This window comes from Stenotrophomonas sp. SbOxS2, assembly GCF_013416715.1.
GTDB classification, from domain to species: Bacteria; Pseudomonadota; Gammaproteobacteria; order Xanthomonadales; family Xanthomonadaceae; genus Stenotrophomonas; species Stenotrophomonas lactitubi.
Genome location: NZ_JAAVXD010000003.1, coordinates 110312 through 131775 on the forward strand (window position 1 = coordinate 110312; position 21464 = coordinate 131775).

Genomic DNA, 21464 nt, shown 5'->3' on the forward strand with positions numbered 1-21464 from the left:
TTGCCCGGTCACCGGCGGCGGGTTGACCTGCACCGGTCGCCGGTCCAGACTGCCCGCCGCTGCCGGCATGTCCGTCAGTACACCCTTCCGGAGTCCCCAACCCATGTCCAGCGACAGTAGAAGTCGACCTCGGTCGACGCCAGCGATGGCCACCGTCTGACATCGGGACGGTTTGCCTGCGTTGGCGTTGCGCGATGTCGCACCCCATGAAGGCGAATCACCATGAACCAGAAGCAATTGCTGCGTCCGGTGGCCGATGCCGCAGCATTGTCGGCACCGCTGGCGAACTACAACACCGCCGACGCGGTGGAATTCCTCAACACGCTCGAACTGCAGCGCGCCGCCGAGACGCTGGCCGCGCTGTCGTTGCCGCGTGCAGTGAAGATGCTGGAGGCGCCGGAGCTGCACCGCAGTGGCGAACTGGTTGCCGCGCTGCCGCCGGCACGCGCCGCCGCGCTGCTGGGGTTGATGGCCGACGACCGTGCCACCGACATCGTCCACGAGCTGGATGAAGAGGAACGCGCGCGGCTGATTCCGCTGCTGGGCAACGAAGCCCGGCAGACCATCCAGAAGCTGCTGAGCTACCCGCCGAACACCGCCGGTGCGCTGATGACCACCGAGTTCGTCGCCGTGCCCGCCACCTGGACCGTGGCCCAGACCCTGCAGCACATCCGCCAGGTCGAGCGCACGCGCGAGACCGTGTACGCGATCTACGTCCTCGACCCGGCCACCCAGCAGCTGCAGCAGGTGGTGACCATGCGGCGGCTGATCACCGGCCTGCCGGAGGAATCGATCCTGGACGTGGCCCAGGTCAACCCGCCGGTGATGGTGGATGCGCAGATGGATCAGGAAGACGTGGCACGGCTGATCCGCCGCCACGATCTGCTGGCGATCCCGGTGGTGGACGCGCAGCAGCACATGCTCGGCATCGTCACCGTCGATGACATCCTCGATGCACTGATCGAAGAGTCCACCGAAGACGCGCACAAGTTCGGCGGCATGGAAGCGCTGGACAAGCCGTACATGCAGATCGGCTTTTTCGAGATGCTGCGCAAGCGCGCCGGCTGGCTGAGCGTGCTGTTCGTGGGCGAGATGCTGACCGCCAGCGCGATGCAGCACTACGAGGACGAACTGGCGCGCGCGGTGGTGCTGACCCTGTTCATCCCGTTGATCATGAGCTCGGGTGGCAACTCCGGTTCGCAGGCCACTTCGCTGCTGATCCGCAGCCTGGCCCTGCGCGAGCTGCGCCTGCGCGACTGGTGGAAGGTGGCCCTGCGCGAAGTGCCCACCGGCATGGTGCTCGGCGCCATCCTCGGCTGCCTGGCCATCGTACGCATCGTGATCTGGCAGCTTGGTGGCTTCCATGACTACGGCGAGCACTGGATCCTGCTGGCGATCACCATCGGCGCCGCGCTGGTGGGTATCGTTACCTTCGGCTCGCTGTCGGGGTCGATGCTGCCCTTCATCCTCAAGCGGCTGGGCTTCGACCCGGCCAGCGCCTCGGCCCCGTTCGTCGCCACCCTGGTGGATGTGACCGGCCTGGTGATCTATTTCAGCATCGCTGCGATGATTCTGCACGGCACCCTGCTGTAACGGGGGCGTCATCCACGCATGGCGTGGATCTACTGGTCCTGGCAGCCATGGTAGATCCACGCCATGCGTGGATGCGATGCCAGGTTCCTGCGTACGATCATGCCGCCGCAGCGCCGGTCCGTGTAACGTAGGCACATGAGTACCTACCACCTGCAGTCCGTGTTCCGTCCGCAGTCGGTCGCGGTGATCGGCGGCAGCCCGCGTGAGCGCTCGGCCGGCCGCGCAGTGATGCGCAACCTGCGTGGCACCGGCTTCCCCGGCAAGGTGGCATGGATCAATCCGCGCCACGCCGAGATCGACGGCATCCGCACGGTAAAGCGGTTGAAGGACCTGGACTGGGTGCCGGAGCTGGTGGTGATCACCGCGCCGGCGGCGATCGTGCCGCAGGTGGTACGCACCGCCGCCGAACGCGGCGTGCAGGCCGCGATCATCCTCACCGCGCATCTGGGTGAAGGCCCGGGCTCGCCGTGGGCACAGGTAGAGGCTGCCGCGCGCGCGCATGGCCTGCGTATCCTCGGCCCCCACTGCCTGGGCGTGATCGCACCGCATGCACGGCTCAATGCCAGCATCGCCGCGCATTTCCCGCAGGCCGGCGACCTCGCGCTGATCTCCGAATCCTCGGCGATCGCCGCCGCCCTGGTGGAGTGGGGCGTGGCACGTTCGGTGGGGTTCTCCGCCGTGGTTTCGCTGGGCGACACCATGGACGTGGACTTCGGCGACCTGCTGGATTATTTCGCTACTGATTACCGCACCCGCGCCATCCTGCTCTACGTCGAGCAGATCAAGGACGCCCGCAAGTTCATGTCGGCCGCCCGTGCCGCCGCGCGTGCCAAGCCGGTGGTGGTGGTGAAGTCCGGCCGCGCCGAACGGGTGCAGCCGGGCAGCGCCGATACTCACGTGCAGGCCCTGGCGCGTGCCGATGATGTCTACGGCGCGGCATTCAACCGTGCCGGCCTGCTGCGGGTGAGCGCGCTGGACGAACTGTTCACCGCGGCCGAATCGCTGGGCCGCCTCGGTACCTTCCCCGGTCGTCGCCTGGCCATCCTCAGCAACGGCGGCGGTGTCGGCCACCTGGCGGTGGACCAGCTGATCGCCCTGCATGGCACGCTGGCGCAGCTGTCCGACAGCACCGTACAGAAGCTGGATACGGTACTGCCGCAGGGCTGGTCGCGCAGCAACCCGGTCGACATCGTGGTCGATGCCGATGGTGATCGCTATGCCACGGCCATCGAGGCGCTGCTGGCCGACAACGAGAACGACGCGGTGCTGGTGGTCAACGTGCCCACGGCGTTCACCTCCTCGGCCGACGCCGCGCAGGCGCTGACCCGCACGCTCGGCCTGCGCCCGCGCCATCACCGCGACAAGCCGGTATTCGCGGTGTGGCTGGGCAACGACGACCAGGCCACCGCTACCCTCAACGCGGCACGCGTGCCGACCTATCCCACCGAAGCCGAAGCCGTACGCGGTTTCCAGCATCTGGTGCGTTACCGCGAAGCACAGAACGCGTTGATGGAAACGCCACCCAGCCTGCCGCAGGACTTCAGCGTGGACACCGTGCGTGCACGTGCGCTGGTCGAGGCCGCGCTGGCCAACGGTCAAGGCTGGCTGGATCCGCTGGCCACCCATGAACTGCTGAAGGCCTACGGCATCCCCTCTGCGCCGGTGATGCACGCGCGCGATGCGCACGAGGCGATGGACCTGGCGCAACCGCTGCTGGAGCGTGGTGCCACCGTCGCGCTGAAGATCCTGTCGCCCGATATTCCGCACAAATCCGAAGTGGATGGCGTGCGCCTGAACCTGGCGACGTTGCCTGCGGTGCAGAGCGCGGCCAAGGCGATCCTTGCCCGTGCGCGACAGCTGCGGCCGGACGCCCGCATCGACGGCCTGCTGGTGCAGCCGACCATCGTCCGCCCGAAGGCGCGCGAGCTCATCGTCGGCATCGCCGACGACGCCACGTTCGGCCCGGTGATCGTAGTCGGTCGTGGTGGCACGGCGGTGGAAGTCATCAATGACAAGGCCTTGGCGCTGCCCCCGCTGGACCTGCGCCTGGCCCACGAGCTGATCGGCCAGACCCGCGCCTCGCGCATCCTCAAGGCCTACGGCGATGTGCCAGCGGCCGACGAGCGCGCGCTGGCGCTGGCGCTGGTCAAGCTGGCGCAGCTGGCAGCAGATATTCCCGAAGTACGCACGCTGGACATCAACCCGCTGCTGGTCGACAGCAAGGGCATCCTGGCGCTGGACGCGCGCGTGGCGGTTGCGCCGTCGCGCATCCTGCACAAGGGCCGTGGCCATCCGCGCTTCGCCGTCTTCCCGTATCCGAAGGAATGGGAACGCACCATCGAACTGTCCGACGGCGGTCGCGCCTTCGTACGCCCGGTGCGGCCGGAAGATGACGCGTTGTTCCGCGCGTTCTTCGCGCGCGTCAGCGATGAGGATCTGCGCCTGCGCTTCTTCCAGTCGGTCAAGCACTTCAGCCACGAGTTCATCGCCCGCCTGACCCAGCTGGACTACGCGCGCTCGATCGCCTTGGTGGCTATTGAGCCGCGCAGCGGCGAGATGCTGGGTGCGGTGCGACTGCATGCCGATGCGGACTACCACCGCGGCGAGTACGGCATCCTGATCCGTTCGGACCTGAAGGGCCACGGCATCGGCTGGCGCCTGATGGCGATCATGATCGAGTACGCCAAATGGCTGGGCCTGGACGTGGTGGAAGGCCAGGTGCTGCGCGAGAACAGCACCATGCTGGCGATGTGCCAGAGCCTGGGCTTCAAGACCCGGCTGGACCCGGACGACCCGACGGTGATGATGGTGACGTTGCCGGTACAACAGGTCGAAGTCGCTGCGCCTCCGCTGTAGAGCCGAGCCCACGCTCGGCTGCACTTGATGCCATGCCCGGCGGAACGCCGGATTCAGCGCAACGGTTCCACCACCACCGCCGTGCCATAGCACAGCACCTCGGTCAGCCCGGTCATCACATCGGTGGCGTCGTAGCGCATGCCGATGATCGCGTTGGCGCCCAGCTGCCGCGCATGCTTGACCATGTCGCGATAGGTTTCCTCGCGTGCCTGCTCGCACAGCTCGGTGTAGATGGTGATGTTGCCGCCGAAGATGGTCTGCAGGCCGCCAAGGAAGTTGCCCACGATCGAGCGCGAGCGCACGGTGATGCCGCGCACCACGCCCAGGTTGCGCTCGATGCGGTAGCCGGGCAGCTCGAAGGCGGTGGTCACCATCGAATCATCGAAGCGCGCTGCGGAGGTGCTGGGAGTGCCACTGTTGTAGGGATCGGCCATGGGTGTCTGGTCGTCTTGTGGGTTTGAAGGCGCCACAATACCGCCATGACCGACCGTATTCCCCTGCTCCTCCTCCCGGGCCTGCTCAACGATGCCGAACTCTGGCGCGCGCAGCTGGCCGACCTGGCCGATATCGCCGACTGCACCGTGGGCGACCAGACCCGGGGCGAGACCTTGCAGGCGGTGGCCGAGGACGTGCTGGCGCAGGCGCCCGCGAGATTCGCGCTGGCCGGTTTCTCACTGGGTGGCTTCGTGGCCCAGCAGATCCTGCGCACCGCGCCGGAGCGCGTCCTGCAGCTGGCCCTGATCGACACCTCGATCCATGCCGACTCTCCCGAACGTGCCGAACAACGTCGCAGCCAGCGTGCCAGCGTGCGCCTGCCGGGAAAATTCCATGGCTTTGGCGATGTGCTGATGCGCAGCTACATCGACGCCTCGCGGCTGGACGACTACGTGCTGGTGCAGCGCGTGCGCGACATGACCGCGCGGTTGGGTGCGGAGGTGTTCCTGCGGCAGAGCGCGCTGGAACGGAGTGACGGCCATGACGTGCTGGCCAGCTACCGCGATCCGCTGCTGATCGTCTGTGGTGCGAACGACCGCATCACGCCCTTGGCGGTGAGCGAAGAGATACACGCGCTGGTGCCGCATTCGCAGCTGGTGGTGGTGCCCGACTGCGGGCACCTGGCACCGATGGAGAAGCCGGACGAGGTGAGTGCGGCGATGCGCGGGTGGTTGTTGCAGGGCGAGGGCTGAACCCACGCTTCTGGTAGGTGCCGACCTTGGTCGGCACGGTGTTTCATCGATCGACCAGAGGCAAGCGCCGACCAAGGTCGGCATCTACCCAAACCTGCCCGTGCGCGACGCTGGGATCAATCCCAGGCCGGCGCAATGCCTTCCGGATTGGCCAGGCGATGGCCGCGGTCCAGCTTGGCGATCTGCGCCATGTCGTCCTCGGTCAGGCGGATCGCTGCCGCCTCCAGGTTGCTGGCCAGGTTCTCGCGCTTGGTCGACGACGGAATGACCGCGTAGTCCTGCTGCAGCGCCCACGCCAGTGCGATCTGCGCCGGGCTGGCCTGATGGCGGCCGGCGATGGCCTGGATCACCGGGTCCTTGATCACCTCGCCATAGGCCAGGCTCATGTACGCGGTGACGCGGATGCCGTTGTCCTGCAGGAACTTCACCAGCAGGCGGTTCTGCAGGTACGGGTGGATCTCGACCTGGTTGGTGGCGATCGCATCGGCACCGAGGATCTCAATCGCCTTGCGGGTCTGGGCGATGGTGAAGTTGGAGATGCCGATTTCGCGGGTCAGCCCCTGCGCCTTGGCTTCAGCCAGCGCGGTCAGGTACTCCTCCATCGGCGTATCGACCTTGTCGTTCGGCGACGGCCAGTGGATCAGCGCCAGGTCGACATGGTCGGTGCGCAGCTTTTCCAGGCTGGTGCGCAGGCTCGCCAGCAGTGCGTCGCGCTTGAACTCGGTGATCCACACCTTGGTGGTCAGGTAGATCTCGTCACGCGGCACGCCGGACTCGGCGATGGCCTGGCCGACCTCGGCTTCGTTGCCGTAGATCTGCGCGGTGTCGATGGCGCGGTAGCCGACGTCCAGTGCGTTGCGCACCGAGTCGATCACGGTCTGGTCTTTCAGGCGGAAGGTGCCGAGACCGAAAGCGGGGACAGTCATGGGGAACTCCAAAGCGGGGGAAGGAGGTGATTGCAAAGGGTAGGGCAGGGGCCGTGTGCATGCCGGCAACGGTGCATTGCGCTCATCAATGCGCCGCCACCGTGATGCCCTCGGCGCGATCATCGATGCCGTCGCGACGGTCCAGGCGACCGCTCAGCACGGTCAGGCCATACGCGCCGACCACCACCAGCGCGCCCAGCCACGGCGTGTGCATCAGGCCGATGTGTTCGACCACCAGGCCGCCCAGCGATGCACCCAGTGCGATGCCGATGTTGAACGCGGCGATGTTCAGGCCCGAGGCCACATCGGTGGCCTGCGGTGCGTAGCGCTGTGCCTGCTTGACCACATACACCTGCAGGCCGGGCACGTTGCCGAATGCCACCGCGCCCAGTGCCAGTACGGTCAGCAGCATCAACCAGGTGTTGTGGGCGGTGAAGGTCATCACCAGCAGCACCACGGCCAGCAGCGCGAAGATGCGCTTCAGCGCGGGCACCGGGCCCATGCGGTCGGCCATGCGGCCACCCCACAGGTTGCCGATCGCCACCGACACGCCATACACCAGTAGCACCAGGCTGACCGCGTTGGCCGAGAAGCCGGTGACGTCCTGCAGGATCGGCGTCAGGTAGGTGAAGGACAGGAAGGTGCCGCCGTAGCCGAGTGCAGTGATGGCGTAGACCATCAGCAGGCGCGGCTGCGCAAGCACGCCCAGCTGCTGGCGGAAGGTGGCCGGTGCGCTCTGTGCCAGGCCGCGCGGCACGAACAGCAGAGCGCCCAGCAGCGCGATCACGCCCAGCCCGGCCACCGCCAGGAACGTGGCGCGCCAGCCCAGGTGCTGGCCGATGAAGGTACCCAGCGGTACGCCGGTCACCAGTGCCACGGTCAGGCCGGTGAACATGATGGCGATGGCACTGGCGGCCTTCTCCTTCGGCACCACGGCGGTGGCGATGATCGAGCCGATGGAGAAGAACACCCCGTGGGCCAGGCCGGTGAGGATGCGGGCGACGATCAGCGAGGTGTAGCCCGGTGCCATCCACGCGATGACGTTGCCGAGGGTGAACAGCACCATCAGCGCGACCAGCAGGGTCTTGCGCGGCACACGGCCGGTGAGTGCGGTCAGCACCGGTGCGCCAACGGCCACGCCGAGCGCGTACAGGGACACCAGCAGGCCGGCCGACGGCAGGCTGACCTGCAGGTCGGCGGCGATGGTCGGGATCAGGCCGACGATGACGAACTCGGTGGTGCCGATGGCGAAGGCGCCGAGGGTCAGCGCCAGCAGGGCGAGCGGAATGCCACGGATCATGACAGTGTCCAGAGCGAAGGAAGGGGCGCAGTGTGCGCGGCCGACCTTTGCCGAAAAACCGGTCTTCACGCCAATCACTCTTGCCGCGTGGTCAATAATGGCGGCATGAAAACCACCCTCGACGAAATGCAGGTCTTCCTGGCGGTGATCGACAGCGGTTCGATCAGCGCCGCCGCCGAGCAGCTGGGGCAGACGCCTTCAGGCGTGAGCCGCGCGCTGGGCCGGCTGGAGGACAAGCTGGGCACCACCCTGCTGACCCGTACCACCCGCCGCCTGCACCTGACCGCCGAGGGCGAGGCCTACCTGCGTCACGCGCGGGCGATCATCGATGCAGTGGAATCGGCCGAGGAACAGATGGCTGCGCGCCGCGAGCGTCCGGCCGGAAGGCTGCGGGTGGATGCGGCGATGCCGTTCGTGCTGCACGTGATCGCGCCGCTGGTGGCCGGTTACCGCGCGCGCTATCCGGACGTGCAGCTGGAGTTGAACAGTTCCGAGCGCTACATCGACCTGCTGGAACGGCGTACCGACCTGGCGATCCGCATCGGCCCGCTGGCTGATTCCACGCTGCATGCACGGCCGCTGGGACGCTGCCGGCTGCAGGTGCTGGCCAGCCCGGGCTACCTGGCCGCGCACGGCGAGCCGACCAGCGTGGCGGCGCTGGGCCAGCACACGCTGCTCAGCTTCAACGAACCGGAATCGCTGAACCGCTGGCCGCTGCCGGGCGATGCCGACGGGCAGTTGCTGGTGCGCCCGGATATCGCGGTATCCAGCGGCGAGACGCTGCGCACGCTGGCGGTGGAAGGCGTGGGCATCACCTGCCTGTCCGACTTCGTGACCGAACGCGATCGTGCGGCCGGCACACTGGTGCCGGTGCTGGCCGCACAGACGCTGGATGTGTACCAGCCGATCCATGCGGTGTACTACCGCAACACGGCCGTGTCGGCACGGATCAGCTCGTTCCTGGATTATCTGGGTGAAGCGATGGCCGCATCGGATTACCTGCGCTGATGTGAGCCGAGCGTAGGCTCGGCTCTACAGAGCCCGGAACGATCGACGGCCCGGTGTAGAGCCGAGCCCATGCTCGGCTGCCTGCAAAGGATCACGCCGCGCGCGCCAAGGCATCCTTTGCCGCCGCCGTGGTCGACAGATCGAACACATCCACCGAGTCGATCAAGCGGTTCGCCTGCTGTTCCAGGCTGCGTGCCGCCGCGCTCGCTTCTTCCACCAGCGCAGCATTCTGCTGGGTGGTGCCATCCATCTGGATGATGGTCTGGCTGACCTGCTCGATGCCGGCCGACTGCTCCTGCGAGGCAGCCGAAATCTCAGCCATGATGTCGGTCACGCGCTGTACCGAAGCGACGATCTCGGCCATGGTGTCGCCGGCCTGGCGCACACGCTGCGCACCGTGGCCCACCTGTTCCACCGATGCCTCGATCAGCGATTTGATTTCCTTGGCCGCTGCCGCCGAGCGCTGCGCCAGCGTGCGCACTTCACTGGCGACCACTGCGAAGCCGCGGCCCTGCTCGCCGGCACGTGCCGCTTCCACTGCCGCGTTCAGCGCCAGGATGTTGGTCTGGAATGCGATGCCGTCGATCACACTGATGATGTCGGCGATCTGCCGCGAGGAGCCTTCGATCGCATCCATCGTCGCCACGACCTGGCCGACCACTTCACCGCCCTGCGAGGCCACGCTGTGCGCACCGATCGCCAGCTGGTTCGCCTGCCGCGCATGCTCGGCGTTCTGGCGCACCGTGGAGGTCAGTTCTTCCATCGACGCGGCGGTTTCTTCCAGGTTCGCCGCCTGCTGTTCGGTGCGGCGCGACAGGTCATTGTTGCCGGCGGCAATCTCGGCGGCGGCGGTGTGGATGCTGCCCGAGGCGTGCTTGATGTCGGTGACGATCGTGGCCAGCTGTGCCGCCGTAGTGTTGGCATCGCCGGCAATGCGGGCGAACACGCCCTGGAAATCGCCGTGCATGCGTGCGCCCAGGCGACCATCGGCAATGGCACGCAGCATGGTCGAGACCTCGCCGAGGTTGTGTTCGGTGGTCTGCATCAACCGGTTCAGGCCATCGACCATCGCGCGGAAATCATGCTCGAAGCGCGCGCTGTCGCCGCGCTGGCTGAAGTCGCCTGCGGCAGCGGCTTCGGCCAGGCGGCGGATCTCGCCGTTGATCGCACCGAGGTTGGATTTGACCGCATCCAGCGCCTGGGTGATCACGGCTTTTTCGCCCGGCAGGCGCTCCATGTCCAGGCTGAGGTCGCCCACTGCATAGCGGCCCATGATCGCGATCGCGCGCATCTTCACCTGGATGTGTGCATCGACCAGGGTGTTGGTATCGGCCACCATCGTGCCGTAGGCGCCGGGGAAGGCGCTGCTGTCCATGCGGTGGCTGATCGTGCCGGCGTCGTGAGCCTTGGCCATCGCAGTCTGCGCGTCGAGCACGCCACGCAGAGTGCTCTGCACGGCCTGCATCGCCTGCGCCAGGCGACCGATCTCGTCGCGGCTGCGCACCTGCACGTGGTAGTCGAGATCGCCGGCAGCGACCGCACGTGCGGCCGCTTCCACGGCCAGCACCGGCTGCACCACGGCACGCCGCAGCCACCAGCCCAGGCCCATCAACAGCAGCACGGCCGCGCCAATGGTCAGTGCGGCGCACAGCAGCAGCGTCTGCCGTGCCTGCTGCGAGCGCGCGGTCACTGCGGTCTCGGCAACCGCGGTGGCACGCGTGCTCAGGGCATCCAGCGCGCTGGCCGCCGGACGGTCTTTGCCACGCACCAGCGAATCGCCGGCCGCAGGATCATAGTCGGCGTCAGCGAAGGCCTGCAGTGCCGCGTGGTAATCCAGCTGCAATTGAGCATGCAGGCCGGAAAACGCCTGCGCCAGTTCACGCGTGCGCGCATCGGGGCTGGCCGCCAGGCCTTTGGCCAGTTCGGCGACGAGGCGGCCTTCGCTGTCGAAGGCCTGCAGGTGGTGCTGGCGCAACGCGTCATCGTGACCGCGCAGCAGCACGTTCTTCCATTCCTGCACCTGCCCGCGGAACTCACGCTGCAGGCGCTCGGCGTCGCGGCTGTGGGCGACCTCCGGGGGGACTTCGGTGGACAGCTTCAACCAGGCAGACGCCAGGCCCGCCAGGGCGCATACCAGGACAACGGCCAGACCAACAGAAACGGCACCGAGCAGCTTCGACTGCAGCCGCGGCGCATGGGAAGAGGCTTTCATGGGACGAGATCTCGGAAGGGGTGCGATGCGGTATCGACCATCCTTTAGGTCTCTGAAGTGCGATGCGTGTCACATTCCCGTTCTGTTTAGTGATGTGAAGGGTGTGTTTAATAGGACAAATGTGTCCATATGGAACGAAAGCAGACCCTCGACAGCTGGTTTAAATGTAACTATCGTAGTTACATGAAATCCGCGAATCCGCTCTCCGATGCCCTGCACGTGATGGCCCATCTGGTCGGCCAGCCCGGGCCGCGAACCTCCGAACAGCTGGCCACCTGCCTGCCAACCCATCCGGTGGTGATCCGCCGCCTGCTGGCGCAGATGCACAAGGCCGGCCTGGTCCGCAGCACGCGCGGCCACGGTGGTGGCAGCCAGCTCGCCCGCGATGCGGCGACGATCACCCTGCACGACGTCTACCAGGCCATCGGCGCGCCGCCGATGGTCCAGGTCGGTACCCGCGAAGGCATGGGCGGCTGCCCGATCCAGCAGCTGGTCAACCAGGCCCTGCTGGAGAGCGCCCGCGAAGCGCAGCGCCTGCTCGAGCAGCGGCTGCAGGCAACCACCCTCGACCAGCTTGGCGCCGACTTCGCCCGCCATCTTGCCCATCACCGTTCCCTGGAAGTTCACCATGAATCCTGATGTCCTCATCGTCGGCGGCAGCTACGCCGGCATCGCCGCCGGACTGATCCTGGCGCGTGCGCGTCGGCCGGTCACGATCATCGACGCGGGTTCGCCGCGCAACCGCTTTGCCAGCCATTCGCACGGCGTACTGGGCATGGACGGGATCAGTGGCGCCGAGTTGCTGAAGAACGCACGCCAGCAACTGTTGGACTACCCGACCGTGCGTTGGCTGAATGCCGAAGCCGTGCGGGCCTCGGCCAGCGCCGAGGGTGTGGAGGTGCATACCGCCGACGGTCAGGTGCTGACCGCGCGCAAGCTGCTGCTGGCCACCGGCATCGCCGACCAGTTGCCCGAACTGCCCGGCATGGCCGAACGCTGGGGCAGCACCGTGCTGCACTGCCCGTACTGCCACGGCTACGAAGTGGGTGGCGGTTCGATCGGCCTGCTCGGCGGCCATCCGATGTCGGCCGGCAAGGCGCCGCTGTTCGCCGATTGGGGCAACGTCACCTTCTTCAGCCAGGGCCTGCCGATCAGCGACGAGGAACTGGCCGCCATGCAGCAACGCGGCGTGCAGATCGAAACCACCCCCGTGGTCGGCGTGCAGGGCGATCAGCCCACCTGGCTGGAGGTCGAGCTGGCCGATGGCCGCCGCATCGCACAGCGTGCGCTGTTCGTGCCTGCCGGCCAGGCGATGGCCACGCCGCTGGTGCAGCAACTGGGCTGCGCGTTGGTGGAAAGTCCGCTGGGCGTGCTGATCGAGGTGGACATGATGAAGCAGACCTCGGTGCCGAACGTCCATGCGGCCGGTGATGCGACCACGGTCGGCAACATCACCCTGGCCATGGCCGAAGGGGTGCGTGCGGGTATCGGCGTGCACCATGCGCTGGTCGGCGAAGACAGCCTGCCGCGTTGAGCTGCTGCATCCACGCGTGGCGTGGATCTACTGAACGGTGCCGACGTTGGTCGGCACCGTCCTTCCTCACCCTTCCACGCTGGCCGCATCCAGTTGCGCCACGTCCTGCACGCTCAGCGTGACGTTCGCCGCTGCCAGCAGGTCGTGCAGCTGTTCCACGCTGGTCGCGCTGACAATCGGTGCGGTGATCGACGGCCGTGCGATCTGCCAGGCCAGCGCGATCTGCGCGGCAGTGGCGTTGTGCTTGCTGGCCACATCATCCAGCGCCTGCAGGATGCGCAGGCCGCGCGGGTTCAGATAGCGCTTGACCACGGTGGCACCACGCGCGCTGCTTTTGCCGGCATCGTCCGGCGTGCGGTACTTGCCACTGAGGAAGCCACTGGCCAGTGCGTAGTAGTTGATCACGCCGATCTGCTCGCGCTGCACCAGCGGTTCCAGTTCCTTCTCGTAGCCGGCGCGGTCGTACAGGTTGTACTCCGGCTGCAGGGTTTCGTAACGCGGCAGCTTGTAGTCGGTGGACACCTTCAGCGCTTCGGCCAGGCGCGTGGCGCTGTAGTTGGATGCACCGATGGCGCGCACCTTGCCTGCCTCGATCAGGCGACCGAACGCAGCCAGGGTGGCCTCCAGCGGCGTGGATTCATCGTCCTCGTGAGCCTGGTACAGATCGATGACATCGGTCTGCAGCCGACGCAGCGAATCTTCCACCGCTGCATTGATGTTGTCCGGGGTCAGGCCGGGCCGCTCGGCCCACTTGGCCACCTTGGTCGCCAGCACCACCTTGTCGCGCTTGCCGCTGCGCGCGAACCACTTGCCGAGCAGGGTCTCCGACTCGCCACCCTGGTTGCCCGGCACCCACGCTGAATACACATCGGCGGTGTCGACCAGGTTGAAGCCGGCATCGACGAAGGCATCCAGCAGCGCAAAGCTGGCCTTCTCATCGGCGCTCCAGCCGAATACGTTGCCACCGAAGGCGAGCGGAGCTACATGCAGGCCGGAACGGCCCAGTTCGCGGATTGCCGTCATGGGCACGGACTCCTTGGGGGAAGTCCTTCAGGATAGAGCGCGATGTGTGACCGCGCTGCGGCGCTGACCACAAAACTGTGTTCCGCGACGCGCACGCGGCTAACGTTTTGTGAACACCTGCGGCGCGGCGGCTGCTAGTCTCGCCGCATCTTCCGCTGGAGTCGCCCCGATGATTGCTGCCTCATCCCTGCGTGGTTGCCGCGTGCTGCTTGCCTCGGCGCTGCTGGTCGCCGTTCCCGCATTCGCTGCGCCGGCCACGGTCGCACCGGCAAAGATCCAGGTGTCGCCGGCGATCGATGCGGCGGTGAAGGCCTCGACCCGCGACCCGGCCAACGTCAAGCGCGACGGTTTCCGTCATCCTGCGCAGACGCTGGGCTTCTTCGGCGTGGCGCCGGAAAAGACCGTCATCGAGATCACGCCCGGCAATGGCTGGTACTCGGAAATCCTGGCGCCGCTGCTGCGCGACAAGGGCCATTACATCGCTGCGGTGGTCGATCCGCAGGCCGTGGCGGAAGGTCGCGGCCGCGACTACCAGCAGCGCAGCCGCGACAGCCTGGAAAAGAAGTACGCCGCCGCACCGGCACAGTTCGACAAGACCACCGTGGTCGCCTACGACCCGGCCAAGCCGGTGTTCGGCGCAGCCAACTCGGCTGATGTGGTGCTGACGTTCCGCAACGTGCACAACTGGCGCAAGGCCGGCCAGGCGCAGGGCATGTTCCAGGGCTTCTTCAACGTGCTCAAGCCGGGCGGCGTGCTCGGCGTGGTCGAGCACCGCGCCAAGGCCGACGTGGCCGACGCTGACGACACCGGTTATGTGGGCCAGCAGCAGGTGATCGCAATGGCCGAGGCCGCCGGTTTCAAGCTGGATGCGCGTACCGAGGTCAATGCCAACCCGCGCGATACCAAGGACCATCCGAATGGCGTATGGACCCTGCCGCCGACCAACCAGCATGACAAGGCAGATGACGCCAAGTACCAGGCCATCGGTGAAAGCGATCGCATGACCCTGCGTTTCGTGAAGCCGTAAGCCGGCACGTCGTACTGCCAGCGCGGATTCCCCGCTGTAGAGCCGAGCCCATGCTCGGCTCATCGCGCACAGCGCGACGGAACGCAACAGCAGCCGAGCATCGGCTTGGCTCTACAGGTCGGTTGCACGACGCGCGGCGTGGGACAATGCCTTGCCCGCCGCCTGCCGTGCCCGTAATGCTGATTGCCTTCAACAAGCCGTTCAACGTGCTCTGCCAGTTCACCGACCGCAGCATGCCGCCGCGGCCGACATTGGCCGGCTTCGGCTTGCCGCCGCGGGTCTACGCTGCCGGCCGCCTCGACCACGACAGCGAAGGCCTGTTGCTGCTGACCGACAACGGCACGCTGGCGCACAAGCTGACCGACCCGAAGCACAAGGCGGACAAGCTCTACTGGGTGCAGGTGGAAGGCACGCCCAGTGACGAGCAGCTGCAGCAGCTGCGCGATGGCGTGGTGCTCAATGATGGTCCGACGCTGCCGGCGAAGATCGAGCGCCTCGATCCCGCGCCTGAGCTGTGGCCCCGCGATCCACCGGTGCGCTTCCGCAAGACGGTGCCCGACAGCTGGCTGGCGATCACGATCCGCGAAGGACGCAACCGTCAGGTGCGGCGGATGACTGCTGCGGTGAACCTGCCGACGCTGCGCCTGGTGCGCGCTGCGATGGGGCCGTACCGGCTGGATGACCTGCAGCCGGGCCAGTGGCGGCAGATCGGCTGAAAGAAAAGCTGAAAGAAAAAAGGCCGGAGGCCTTGCGGCGTCCGACCCTGGTGCAGCGTCATGGGGTCAGAGCCCTTCCTGCGGAAGAGATCCGACCCCGGCCAATCAGGCGTCGCTGCCGATATCGCTGTGCTCATCGACCACGGTGTCGTTGCGGCGATCGCGCGCATTGATGCGCTGGGCCTGGCCGTTGACCACATGGCCATTGGCGGCCTTCTTCTTCTGCTGCTTGCGGTACAGCGCATAGCCCAGCAGGCCCACGCCCACGGCAGCTGCCGCGATGGTCACCGCCGGATTGCGGCGGGCGAACTTGGTGGCGACTTTGCCGCCGGTCTTCACCGCGCCAAGCGCGGCGCCGGTCTTGATCCAGTCGCTGGCCTGCGGGCCGAGGTGACGCAGACTGCCGCCAGCGCTCTTCAGGCCATCGCCTGCGGTATGGGCCAGGTCGAGGGCGCGCTCCAGGGCGCGGTCGGTGATTACGGTCAGCTTGCTCATGCGGGGGTGTCCTTGCCTCGGGTCGAAGTCCAGTGTCGCCTGTTGCCCGTAAACGGTATGTCAGTCAGGCGGGCGCGTGGTGTGACTCTACCGCAGCCATTCAGGAACGGGCGGGGTGTCGGCGCGCGTCACGTCCCGCGCGGCTTGGCCCGGTGGGTCGCCGTGGCCGTCCACGGATCGTCCGGCCAGGGGTGGCGCGGGTAACGGCCATTCATCTCCTTCTTCACCTCAGCGTAGGTGTTCTCCCAGAAATTGCGCAGATCCTGGGTCACCTGCAACGGCCGGCCACCCGGTGACAGCAGGTGCAGGGTCAGCGGCACCCGGCCATCGGCGATGCGCGGCGTGTCGGCCAGCCCGAACAACTCCTGCAGCTTCACCGCCAGCACGGGCGGCAGCGGCTCGCCGCTTTCGCCGTCCAGCGCGTAGGTGATCGGCCGTTCCAGCCCTGACGGTACGGTGATCCGGGTGGGCGCGTGGCGCTCGACCAGTTGCCGCTGCGACCATTCCAGTGGCGACTTCAGCGCTTCGCCGAAACTGACCTCGTCCAGCGCATCCAGACGTGTCCTGCCAGCGAATGCCGGCTGCAGCCATTGCGCACGGTTGGCCAGCAATGCGGTGTCACTGCAGTCGGGCAGGCCCAGCTCGGGCATCCAGCGCCGCAGCGATTCCACCCGCGCCTGCCACTGGCGCAGACCCTCGGTCCATGGCAATGCCTGCAGGCCGAGCTCGGCAACGGCGTCGGTCAGCGCCTGCGCCGCCAGCTGCGGATCAACCCGGCCAGCCGAACGGCTGTCCATCACGATGCGGTCGAAGCGTGTTTCGCGCAGCGCAACCAGGGCGCGGCGTGTGTCATCCCAGCGCACAGCGTCTTCGGTCACGAAGCGGTCGGGCCAGTTCCTGCGCAGATAGCCTTCATCCACCGGTGCGGCGCGCAGCAGCAGCGCGTCGCGTGCCTCGAAGCGCAGTTCGCTCGCCACCAGCCACGGTTCGCCCCGCAGGTCGCTCAGTTCATGCAGGCGGGCGCTGCGGCCGTTGGCCAGCAGGTAACGCAGCGGGTCGTTCGGATGCTGGAAGGCAATGCGGTCGGGGAAGGCGTGCGCCAGCAGGTCGCCCAGTTCGTGCGCTTCGATGCTGGCCGGTGGTGCGGCATCACAGCGCAGGCGGCGGCGCCACTGCTTGGCAGCAGCGTCGATGGCGGCCAGGCCACTGCGGTTGGCATCGGCGGGCGCGCGGCCATTACGGAAGGCCGCCAGTGCACGCCAGCGCGCGGCCAATGCATCACCGCCTTGGCGCAACGGGTCGCGGGCTTCCAGCAAGGCAGCAAGATCGGCGGCCAAGGCCTGTGCGCGCGCATCGGGTGCGGCCAGCAGCATCGCGGCCATCCGCGGATGGGTGCCCAGCGCCAGCACGCGACGGCCGAGTGCGGTGATCGCGCCGGTGCTGGACAACGCACCCAAGCGCTGCAGCAGTTCGCGTGCGGCGGCCATCGGCCCGCTCGGTGGCGGGTCGAGGAAGCGCAGGTCACTGCTGCCCCAGGCGGCCAGCTCCAGCGCAAGGCCGGCCAGTTCAACCTGGTCGATCTCGGCGCGACGCTGCGGCTCCAGCCGTTGCGACTGCGGCCACAGCCGCCACGCCACGCCCTCGGCCACACGCCCGGCACGGCCGGCACGCTGGTCGGCCGAGGCCTGTGCGATGGCCACCACGTCCAGGCGGGTGAAGCCACTGTTGGGGTCGTAGCGTGGCTCGCGTGCCTGACCGCTGTCGATGACTACACGCACGCCGGGCAGCGTCACCGAGGACTCGGCCACGTTGGTGGCCAACACCACGCGGCGGCGGCCATCGTTGGAGGCCTGCAACACGCGCGCCTGCTGTTCCACCGGCAGTTCACCGTGCAGGGCCAGCACGTCCACCGCAGCGCCATCAAGACTGTCCTGCAGGCCGGCCTGCACGCGTGCGATCTCACGCTGGCCGGGCAGGAACACCAGCAGGTCACCCGGGTGCTCGGCCAGCGCCTGCTGTACTGCGCGCCGCACCTGCAGTTCCAGCGCCTCGTCACGCCGCGCCGGGAAGTGGCTGATCGCCACCGGATAGCTGCGGCCCTCGCTGCTCAACCGTGGTGCATCGAGGAAGCGGGCCAGGCGCTCACCGTCCAGCGTCGCCGACATCACCAGCAAACGCAGGTCGTCGCGCAGCTGCGATTGCACGTCCAGGGCCAGCGCCAGGCCCAGATCGCCACTGAGGTGGCGCTCGTGGAATTCATCGAACAGGATCGCGCCCACCGTTTCCAGCATCGGGTCGTCCTGCAGCATCCGGGTCAGGATGCCCTCGGTGACCACCTCGATGCGGGTGCGCGCCGATACCTTGTTCTCGAAGCGGATGCGATAGCCGACGATGCCGCCGACCTCCTCGCCGAGCTGGCGCGCCATGAACATCGCGGCACTGCGCGCGGCCACCCGGCGCGGTTCCAGCAGGATGATCCTGCGGCCCTGCAGCCACGGCGCATCGAGCAGCGCCAACGGCACCTGGGTGGTCTTGCCGGCGCCGGGCGGGGCTTCCAGCACCAGCCGCGGGTGCGCGGCCAGGTGCTGCTGGATCTGCGGCAGCAGCGGGGAAATCGGGAATTGCGGGGCGTTCATGTGCAAAGGATAAGGGGCCATGGCGGGCACGGGTACAATGCGCGGGTTTTCCTGCCCCTGCTGCCCCCATGCATCTGATCGATATCGGCGCCAACCTGACCCACGACTCCTTCGACCGCGACCGCGAGGCCGTGCTGGACCGCGCTCGGCAGGCCGGTGTGGTGCAGATGATCATTACCGGTGCCAGTCGCGAGCATTCGCCGCTGGCCCTGCAGCTGGCGCAGCAGCACCCCGGCTTCCTGTACGCCACCGCCGGCGTGCATCCGCACCACGCGGTGGAGTACACCGACGAGTGCGATGCGGAGATGCGCGCGCTGCATGCCCACGCTGAAGTCGTGGCGGTGGGCGAGTGCGGGCTGGACTATTTCCGCGACTTCTCGCCGCGCCCGGCGCAGCACCGCGCGTTCGAGCGCCAGCTGCAGCTGGCTGCGGACAACGGCAAGCCGTTGTTCCTGCACCAGCGCGATGCGCATGCCGATTTCATGGCGCAGATGAAGAACTTCGAAGGCCGCATCGGTCCGGCCGTGGTGCACTGCTTCACCGGCGAGCGGCAGGAGCTGTTCGATTACCTGGACCAGGACTGGTACATCGGCATCACCGGCTGGCTGTGCGACGAGCGCCGCGGTGGGCACCTGCGCGAGCTGGTGAAGAACATTCCGGCCAATCGCCTGATGATCGAGACCGACGCGCCCTATCTGCTGCCGCGCACCTTGAAGCCGATGCCGAAGGACCGCCGCAACGAACCGGTGTTCCTGTCACACATCGTGGAAGAGCTGGCGCGGGACCGTGGCGAGGATGTGCAGACCACGGCAGCGAACGCCACGGCCGCCACGCGTGCGTTCTTCCGCCTGCCCGACGCTGCCTGACCGGCACTACCCGTCAGCCGGGAACGCCCGGATCCGGTAGTGCCGGGCCATGCCCGGCGAGCGAAGCGGCAAGATCCGTCAGCCCTTCCCGATACGTTGGAAACCGCGGTGTCCACTCCAGCGCCTCGCGCGTGCCGCGGCTGTCGATGCGCTTGTTGCTCTGGTAGAAGCGCCGCAACGTCGCACTGAGCGATGGATCATCCCAGGCCACTGCGGGCGGCAGGGCGAAGCCCCCCAGCTGCGCGGCGAAGGCCAGTACATCCTGCGACGGCGCCGGCTCGTCATCGCTCGGCAGATACAGCGCATTGGCCATGGGGCGGCGCATCGCGGCGATCACCACCGTTGCCAGGTCTTCCACATGCAGGCGATTGAACGCGAGCCCCGGGCGCACCACGTGCCGCGCGCGGCCCTGCGCCAGCTGCAGCAGCGCATTGCGCCCAGGCCCATAGAGGCCCGGCAGGCGGAACACGGCCGAGGCGATGCCGCGCGCCTCCGCCAGCGCACGCCATTGCGTTTCGGCGAGTTGACGCTGCATGCCCACGGGTTCTGTGGCATCGGCAACGCTGCTCTCGTCGATCCAACCGCCGTCGCGGTCGCCATAGACCGAGGTCGACGACAGGTAGCCAAGCCAACGCAAGGAAACGCTGTCACGCAGCGCGGCATGCAGCAGTCGCAGTGCCGGGTCGCCCTCGGCATCGGGTGGCACGCTGCACAGCACCGCGTCGGTGTGGGCGATGGCAGCGAGCAGGGCAGGTGAGAGCGCAGCGTCGGCCTGCAGCTGATGGCGCTGCAGGCCATCGTCAGGTGCTGACGCCGGATCGCGCACCGTGCCTTCCACCTGCACGCCTAGGGCCTGAAGGTGCGCAGCCAACACGCGCCCACTCCAGCCCATGCCGAGGATCAGTACCCGCTTCGGCAACGGGCCAGGCAGGTTCATCGGGTCACGCCGCGCGCTGGGCCTGATAGGCCTGCAGGCTGCTGTAGGCCACCTGCAGCAGCAACGCTTCCTGGCCCGCGGCGCGCGCACGCGCCAGCATGTCGCCGACGATCTGCGCGGCTTCCACCTGCTGGCCCGCTTCCAGGTCGCGCAGCATCGACGCCTTCAACGCCGAACCGGCCTGGGTCAGGGTACCGCGCGCGGTGTCCTGCGCCGCCTGCGGCACCGGTTCGCCCGCGGCTTCGGCCACCGCCAGGCATTCGTCGTAGAGCCCACGCACGATGGCGTCGCCGTCATCGGTGGCCATGATGGTGCCGATGTCCGCGCGCAGCAGGCAGGTAGCCGCCGCCAGCGCGGTGAGGAACGTGTACTTGATCCACTGTTCCTGGCCGATGTGCTCGCTGGCCAGATGATCGAGATTCGCCTGTGCACACGCTGCAGCGAATGCCTGCACGCGCGCGGAGACCGCACCGCCATCGCGTTCGCCGAAGGTCAGCTTGGCCGGCTTGCCCAGGTGCAGCACGGCACCATCGGGCGCCTTGGTCGCACTGATGAAGCACAGTCCACCGAGCACTGCATCGCGACCGAAGCGTGCGTCGAGCGCGTTGTAGTGATGCAGGCCGTTGAGGATCGGCAGCACGGTGGTACCCGCACCCACGGCCGGTGCGATGGCATCGATCGAGCTGTCCAGGTCGTAAGCCTTGCAGCTGAGGATCACCAGATCGAACGGTTGTTCCGCAGCCAGCGCAGGCAGAGCTTCAGCGGTGACATGCTGCACCGGGAACGTGGCGTCACCCACCGGGCTGCGCAGCACCAGGCCATCACGATCCAGTTGCGCGGCGCGGGCCGGGCGCACGAGGAAGGTCACGTCCACGCCCGCCTGGGCCAGGCGACCACCGAAGTAACCGCCGGTACCGCCGGCGCCGAGGATCAGGATACGCATTGCACGCTCACCGCAGTTGGGGAATTCACTGCCGTGATTGTGCCGGAGTTCGCGGCCAACGGCTGCGCCCCTCGTGGTGGTTTGAAGCACAAGCCGTGTTTGGGTCGGGCGGGGTGGGCTCGCGGGGGACGCCGTGAATACGTCCCTGTAGGCTTGGCCGCCGCATCCATGCGGCGGACACCCCCGCGAGCCCACCCCGCCCGAC

18 protein-coding genes are annotated in these 21464 nt (G+C 67.6%); 9 read left to right on the top strand and 9 right to left on the bottom strand.

The window, feature by feature from the left end:
- Positions 1-222: 222 nt before the first annotated feature.
- On the top strand, positions 223-1593 hold the full coding sequence (gene mgtE, locus HFK18_RS05670; RefSeq protein WP_099819869.1) for a magnesium transporter: 1371 nt from the start codon (positions 223-225) through the stop codon (positions 1591-1593).
- 135 nt (positions 1594-1728) lie between these two features.
- The gene (locus HFK18_RS05675; RefSeq protein WP_180164996.1) at positions 1729-4449 is read left to right on the top strand and encodes a bifunctional acetate--CoA ligase family protein/GNAT family N-acetyltransferase; all 2721 of its coding nucleotides are present in this window, start codon (positions 1729-1731) and stop codon (positions 4447-4449) included.
- Between the two features lie 53 nt (positions 4450-4502).
- Here HFK18_RS05675 and HFK18_RS05680 read toward each other — a convergent pair whose 3' ends face one another.
- A complete protein-coding gene (locus HFK18_RS05680; protein ID WP_180164998.1) occupies positions 4503-4883 on the bottom strand; it encodes a YbjQ family protein in 381 nt (126 codons plus the stop codon).
- A 45-nt stretch (positions 4884-4928) separates the two neighbouring features.
- Here HFK18_RS05680 and HFK18_RS05685 point away from each other — a divergent pair, with 45 nt between their 5' ends.
- A complete protein-coding gene (locus HFK18_RS05685; protein WP_180165000.1) occupies positions 4929-5636 on the top strand; it encodes an alpha/beta hydrolase in 708 nt (235 codons plus the stop codon).
- Positions 5637-5752: 116 nt separating this feature from the next.
- On the opposite strand, the gene dkgB is transcribed toward HFK18_RS05685, so the two are convergent.
- Both dkgB and HFK18_RS05695 read right to left on the bottom strand, forming a co-directional pair.
- Positions 5753-6562 (bottom strand): 2,5-didehydrogluconate reductase DkgB, encoded by an 810-nt coding sequence (dkgB, locus tag HFK18_RS05690; RefSeq protein ID WP_099819865.1) that lies wholly within the window; start codon positions 6560-6562, stop codon positions 5753-5755.
- A gap of 85 nt (positions 6563-6647) precedes the next feature.
- Positions 6648-7862, bottom strand: a complete 1215-nt coding sequence (locus tag HFK18_RS05695) for an MFS transporter (protein WP_089237714.1) — start codon at positions 7860-7862, stop codon at positions 6648-6650.
- 105 nt (positions 7863-7967) lie between these two features.
- Between HFK18_RS05695 and HFK18_RS05700 the strand changes: the two genes are divergently transcribed.
- Complete coding sequence (locus HFK18_RS05700; RefSeq protein WP_180165002.1) at positions 7968-8870, top strand: LysR family transcriptional regulator; 903 nt, start codon at positions 7968-7970, stop codon at positions 8868-8870.
- Between the two features lie 91 nt (positions 8871-8961).
- Here the strand turns inward: HFK18_RS05700 and HFK18_RS05705 are convergent, their stop codons facing one another.
- Positions 8962-11082 (bottom strand): methyl-accepting chemotaxis protein, encoded by a 2121-nt coding sequence (locus tag HFK18_RS05705; RefSeq protein ID WP_180165004.1) that lies wholly within the window; start codon positions 11080-11082, stop codon positions 8962-8964.
- A gap of 183 nt (positions 11083-11265) precedes the next feature.
- Here HFK18_RS05705 and HFK18_RS05710 point away from each other — a divergent pair, with 183 nt between their 5' ends.
- Positions 11266-11721 carry an Rrf2 family transcriptional regulator gene (locus HFK18_RS05710; protein WP_180165006.1) on the top strand — a complete coding sequence of 152 codons (456 nt, stop codon included), beginning with the start codon at positions 11266-11268 and terminating at the stop codon, positions 11719-11721.
- Complete coding sequence (locus HFK18_RS05715) at positions 11711-12616, top strand: NAD(P)/FAD-dependent oxidoreductase (protein WP_180165007.1); 906 nt, start codon at positions 11711-11713, stop codon at positions 12614-12616. The genes HFK18_RS05710 and HFK18_RS05715 overlap by 11 nt, the downstream gene beginning before the upstream one ends.
- A 66-nt stretch (positions 12617-12682) precedes the next feature.
- Here HFK18_RS05715 and HFK18_RS05720 read toward each other — a convergent pair whose 3' ends face one another.
- Positions 12683-13639, bottom strand: coding sequence for an aldo/keto reductase (locus tag HFK18_RS05720; RefSeq protein ID WP_180165010.1), 957 nt, complete (start codon positions 13637-13639; stop codon positions 12683-12685).
- A gap of 169 nt (positions 13640-13808) precedes the next feature.
- On the opposite strand from HFK18_RS05720, the gene HFK18_RS05725 reads away from it, so the two are divergent.
- A complete protein-coding gene (locus tag HFK18_RS05725) occupies positions 13809-14666 on the top strand; it encodes a class I SAM-dependent methyltransferase (RefSeq protein WP_180165012.1) in 858 nt (285 codons plus the stop codon).
- A 176-nt stretch (positions 14667-14842) separates the two neighbouring features.
- Positions 14843-15382, top strand: coding sequence for a pseudouridine synthase (locus HFK18_RS05730; RefSeq protein WP_180165013.1), 540 nt, complete (start codon positions 14843-14845; stop codon positions 15380-15382).
- A 105-nt stretch (positions 15383-15487) separates the two neighbouring features.
- On the opposite strand, the gene HFK18_RS05735 is transcribed toward HFK18_RS05730, so the two are convergent.
- Both HFK18_RS05735 and hrpB read right to left on the bottom strand, forming a co-directional pair.
- Positions 15488-15877: a hypothetical protein gene (locus HFK18_RS05735; RefSeq protein WP_025877588.1), complete on the bottom strand. Its 390-nt coding sequence runs from the start codon at positions 15875-15877 to the stop codon at positions 15488-15490.
- Positions 15878-16005: 128 nt separating this feature from the next.
- Positions 16006-18513, bottom strand: coding sequence for an ATP-dependent helicase HrpB (gene hrpB, locus HFK18_RS05740; protein WP_180165015.1), 2508 nt, complete (start codon positions 18511-18513; stop codon positions 16006-16008).
- Positions 18514-18581: 68 nt separating this feature from the next.
- Between hrpB and HFK18_RS05745 the strand changes: the two genes are divergently transcribed.
- Positions 18582-19379 (top strand): TatD family hydrolase, encoded by a 798-nt coding sequence (locus tag HFK18_RS05745; protein WP_180165017.1) that lies wholly within the window; start codon positions 18582-18584, stop codon positions 19377-19379.
- A 13-nt stretch (positions 19380-19392) separates the two neighbouring features.
- On the opposite strand, the gene HFK18_RS05750 is transcribed toward HFK18_RS05745, so the two are convergent.
- Positions 19393-20316, bottom strand: coding sequence for an NAD-dependent epimerase/dehydratase family protein (locus tag HFK18_RS05750; RefSeq protein WP_180165019.1), 924 nt, complete (start codon positions 20314-20316; stop codon positions 19393-19395).
- Between the two features lie 4 nt (positions 20317-20320).
- Positions 20321-21259, bottom strand: a complete 939-nt coding sequence (panE, locus tag HFK18_RS05755; protein ID WP_180165021.1) for a 2-dehydropantoate 2-reductase — start codon at positions 21257-21259, stop codon at positions 20321-20323.
- Between the last annotated feature and the right edge of the window lie 205 nt (positions 21260-21464).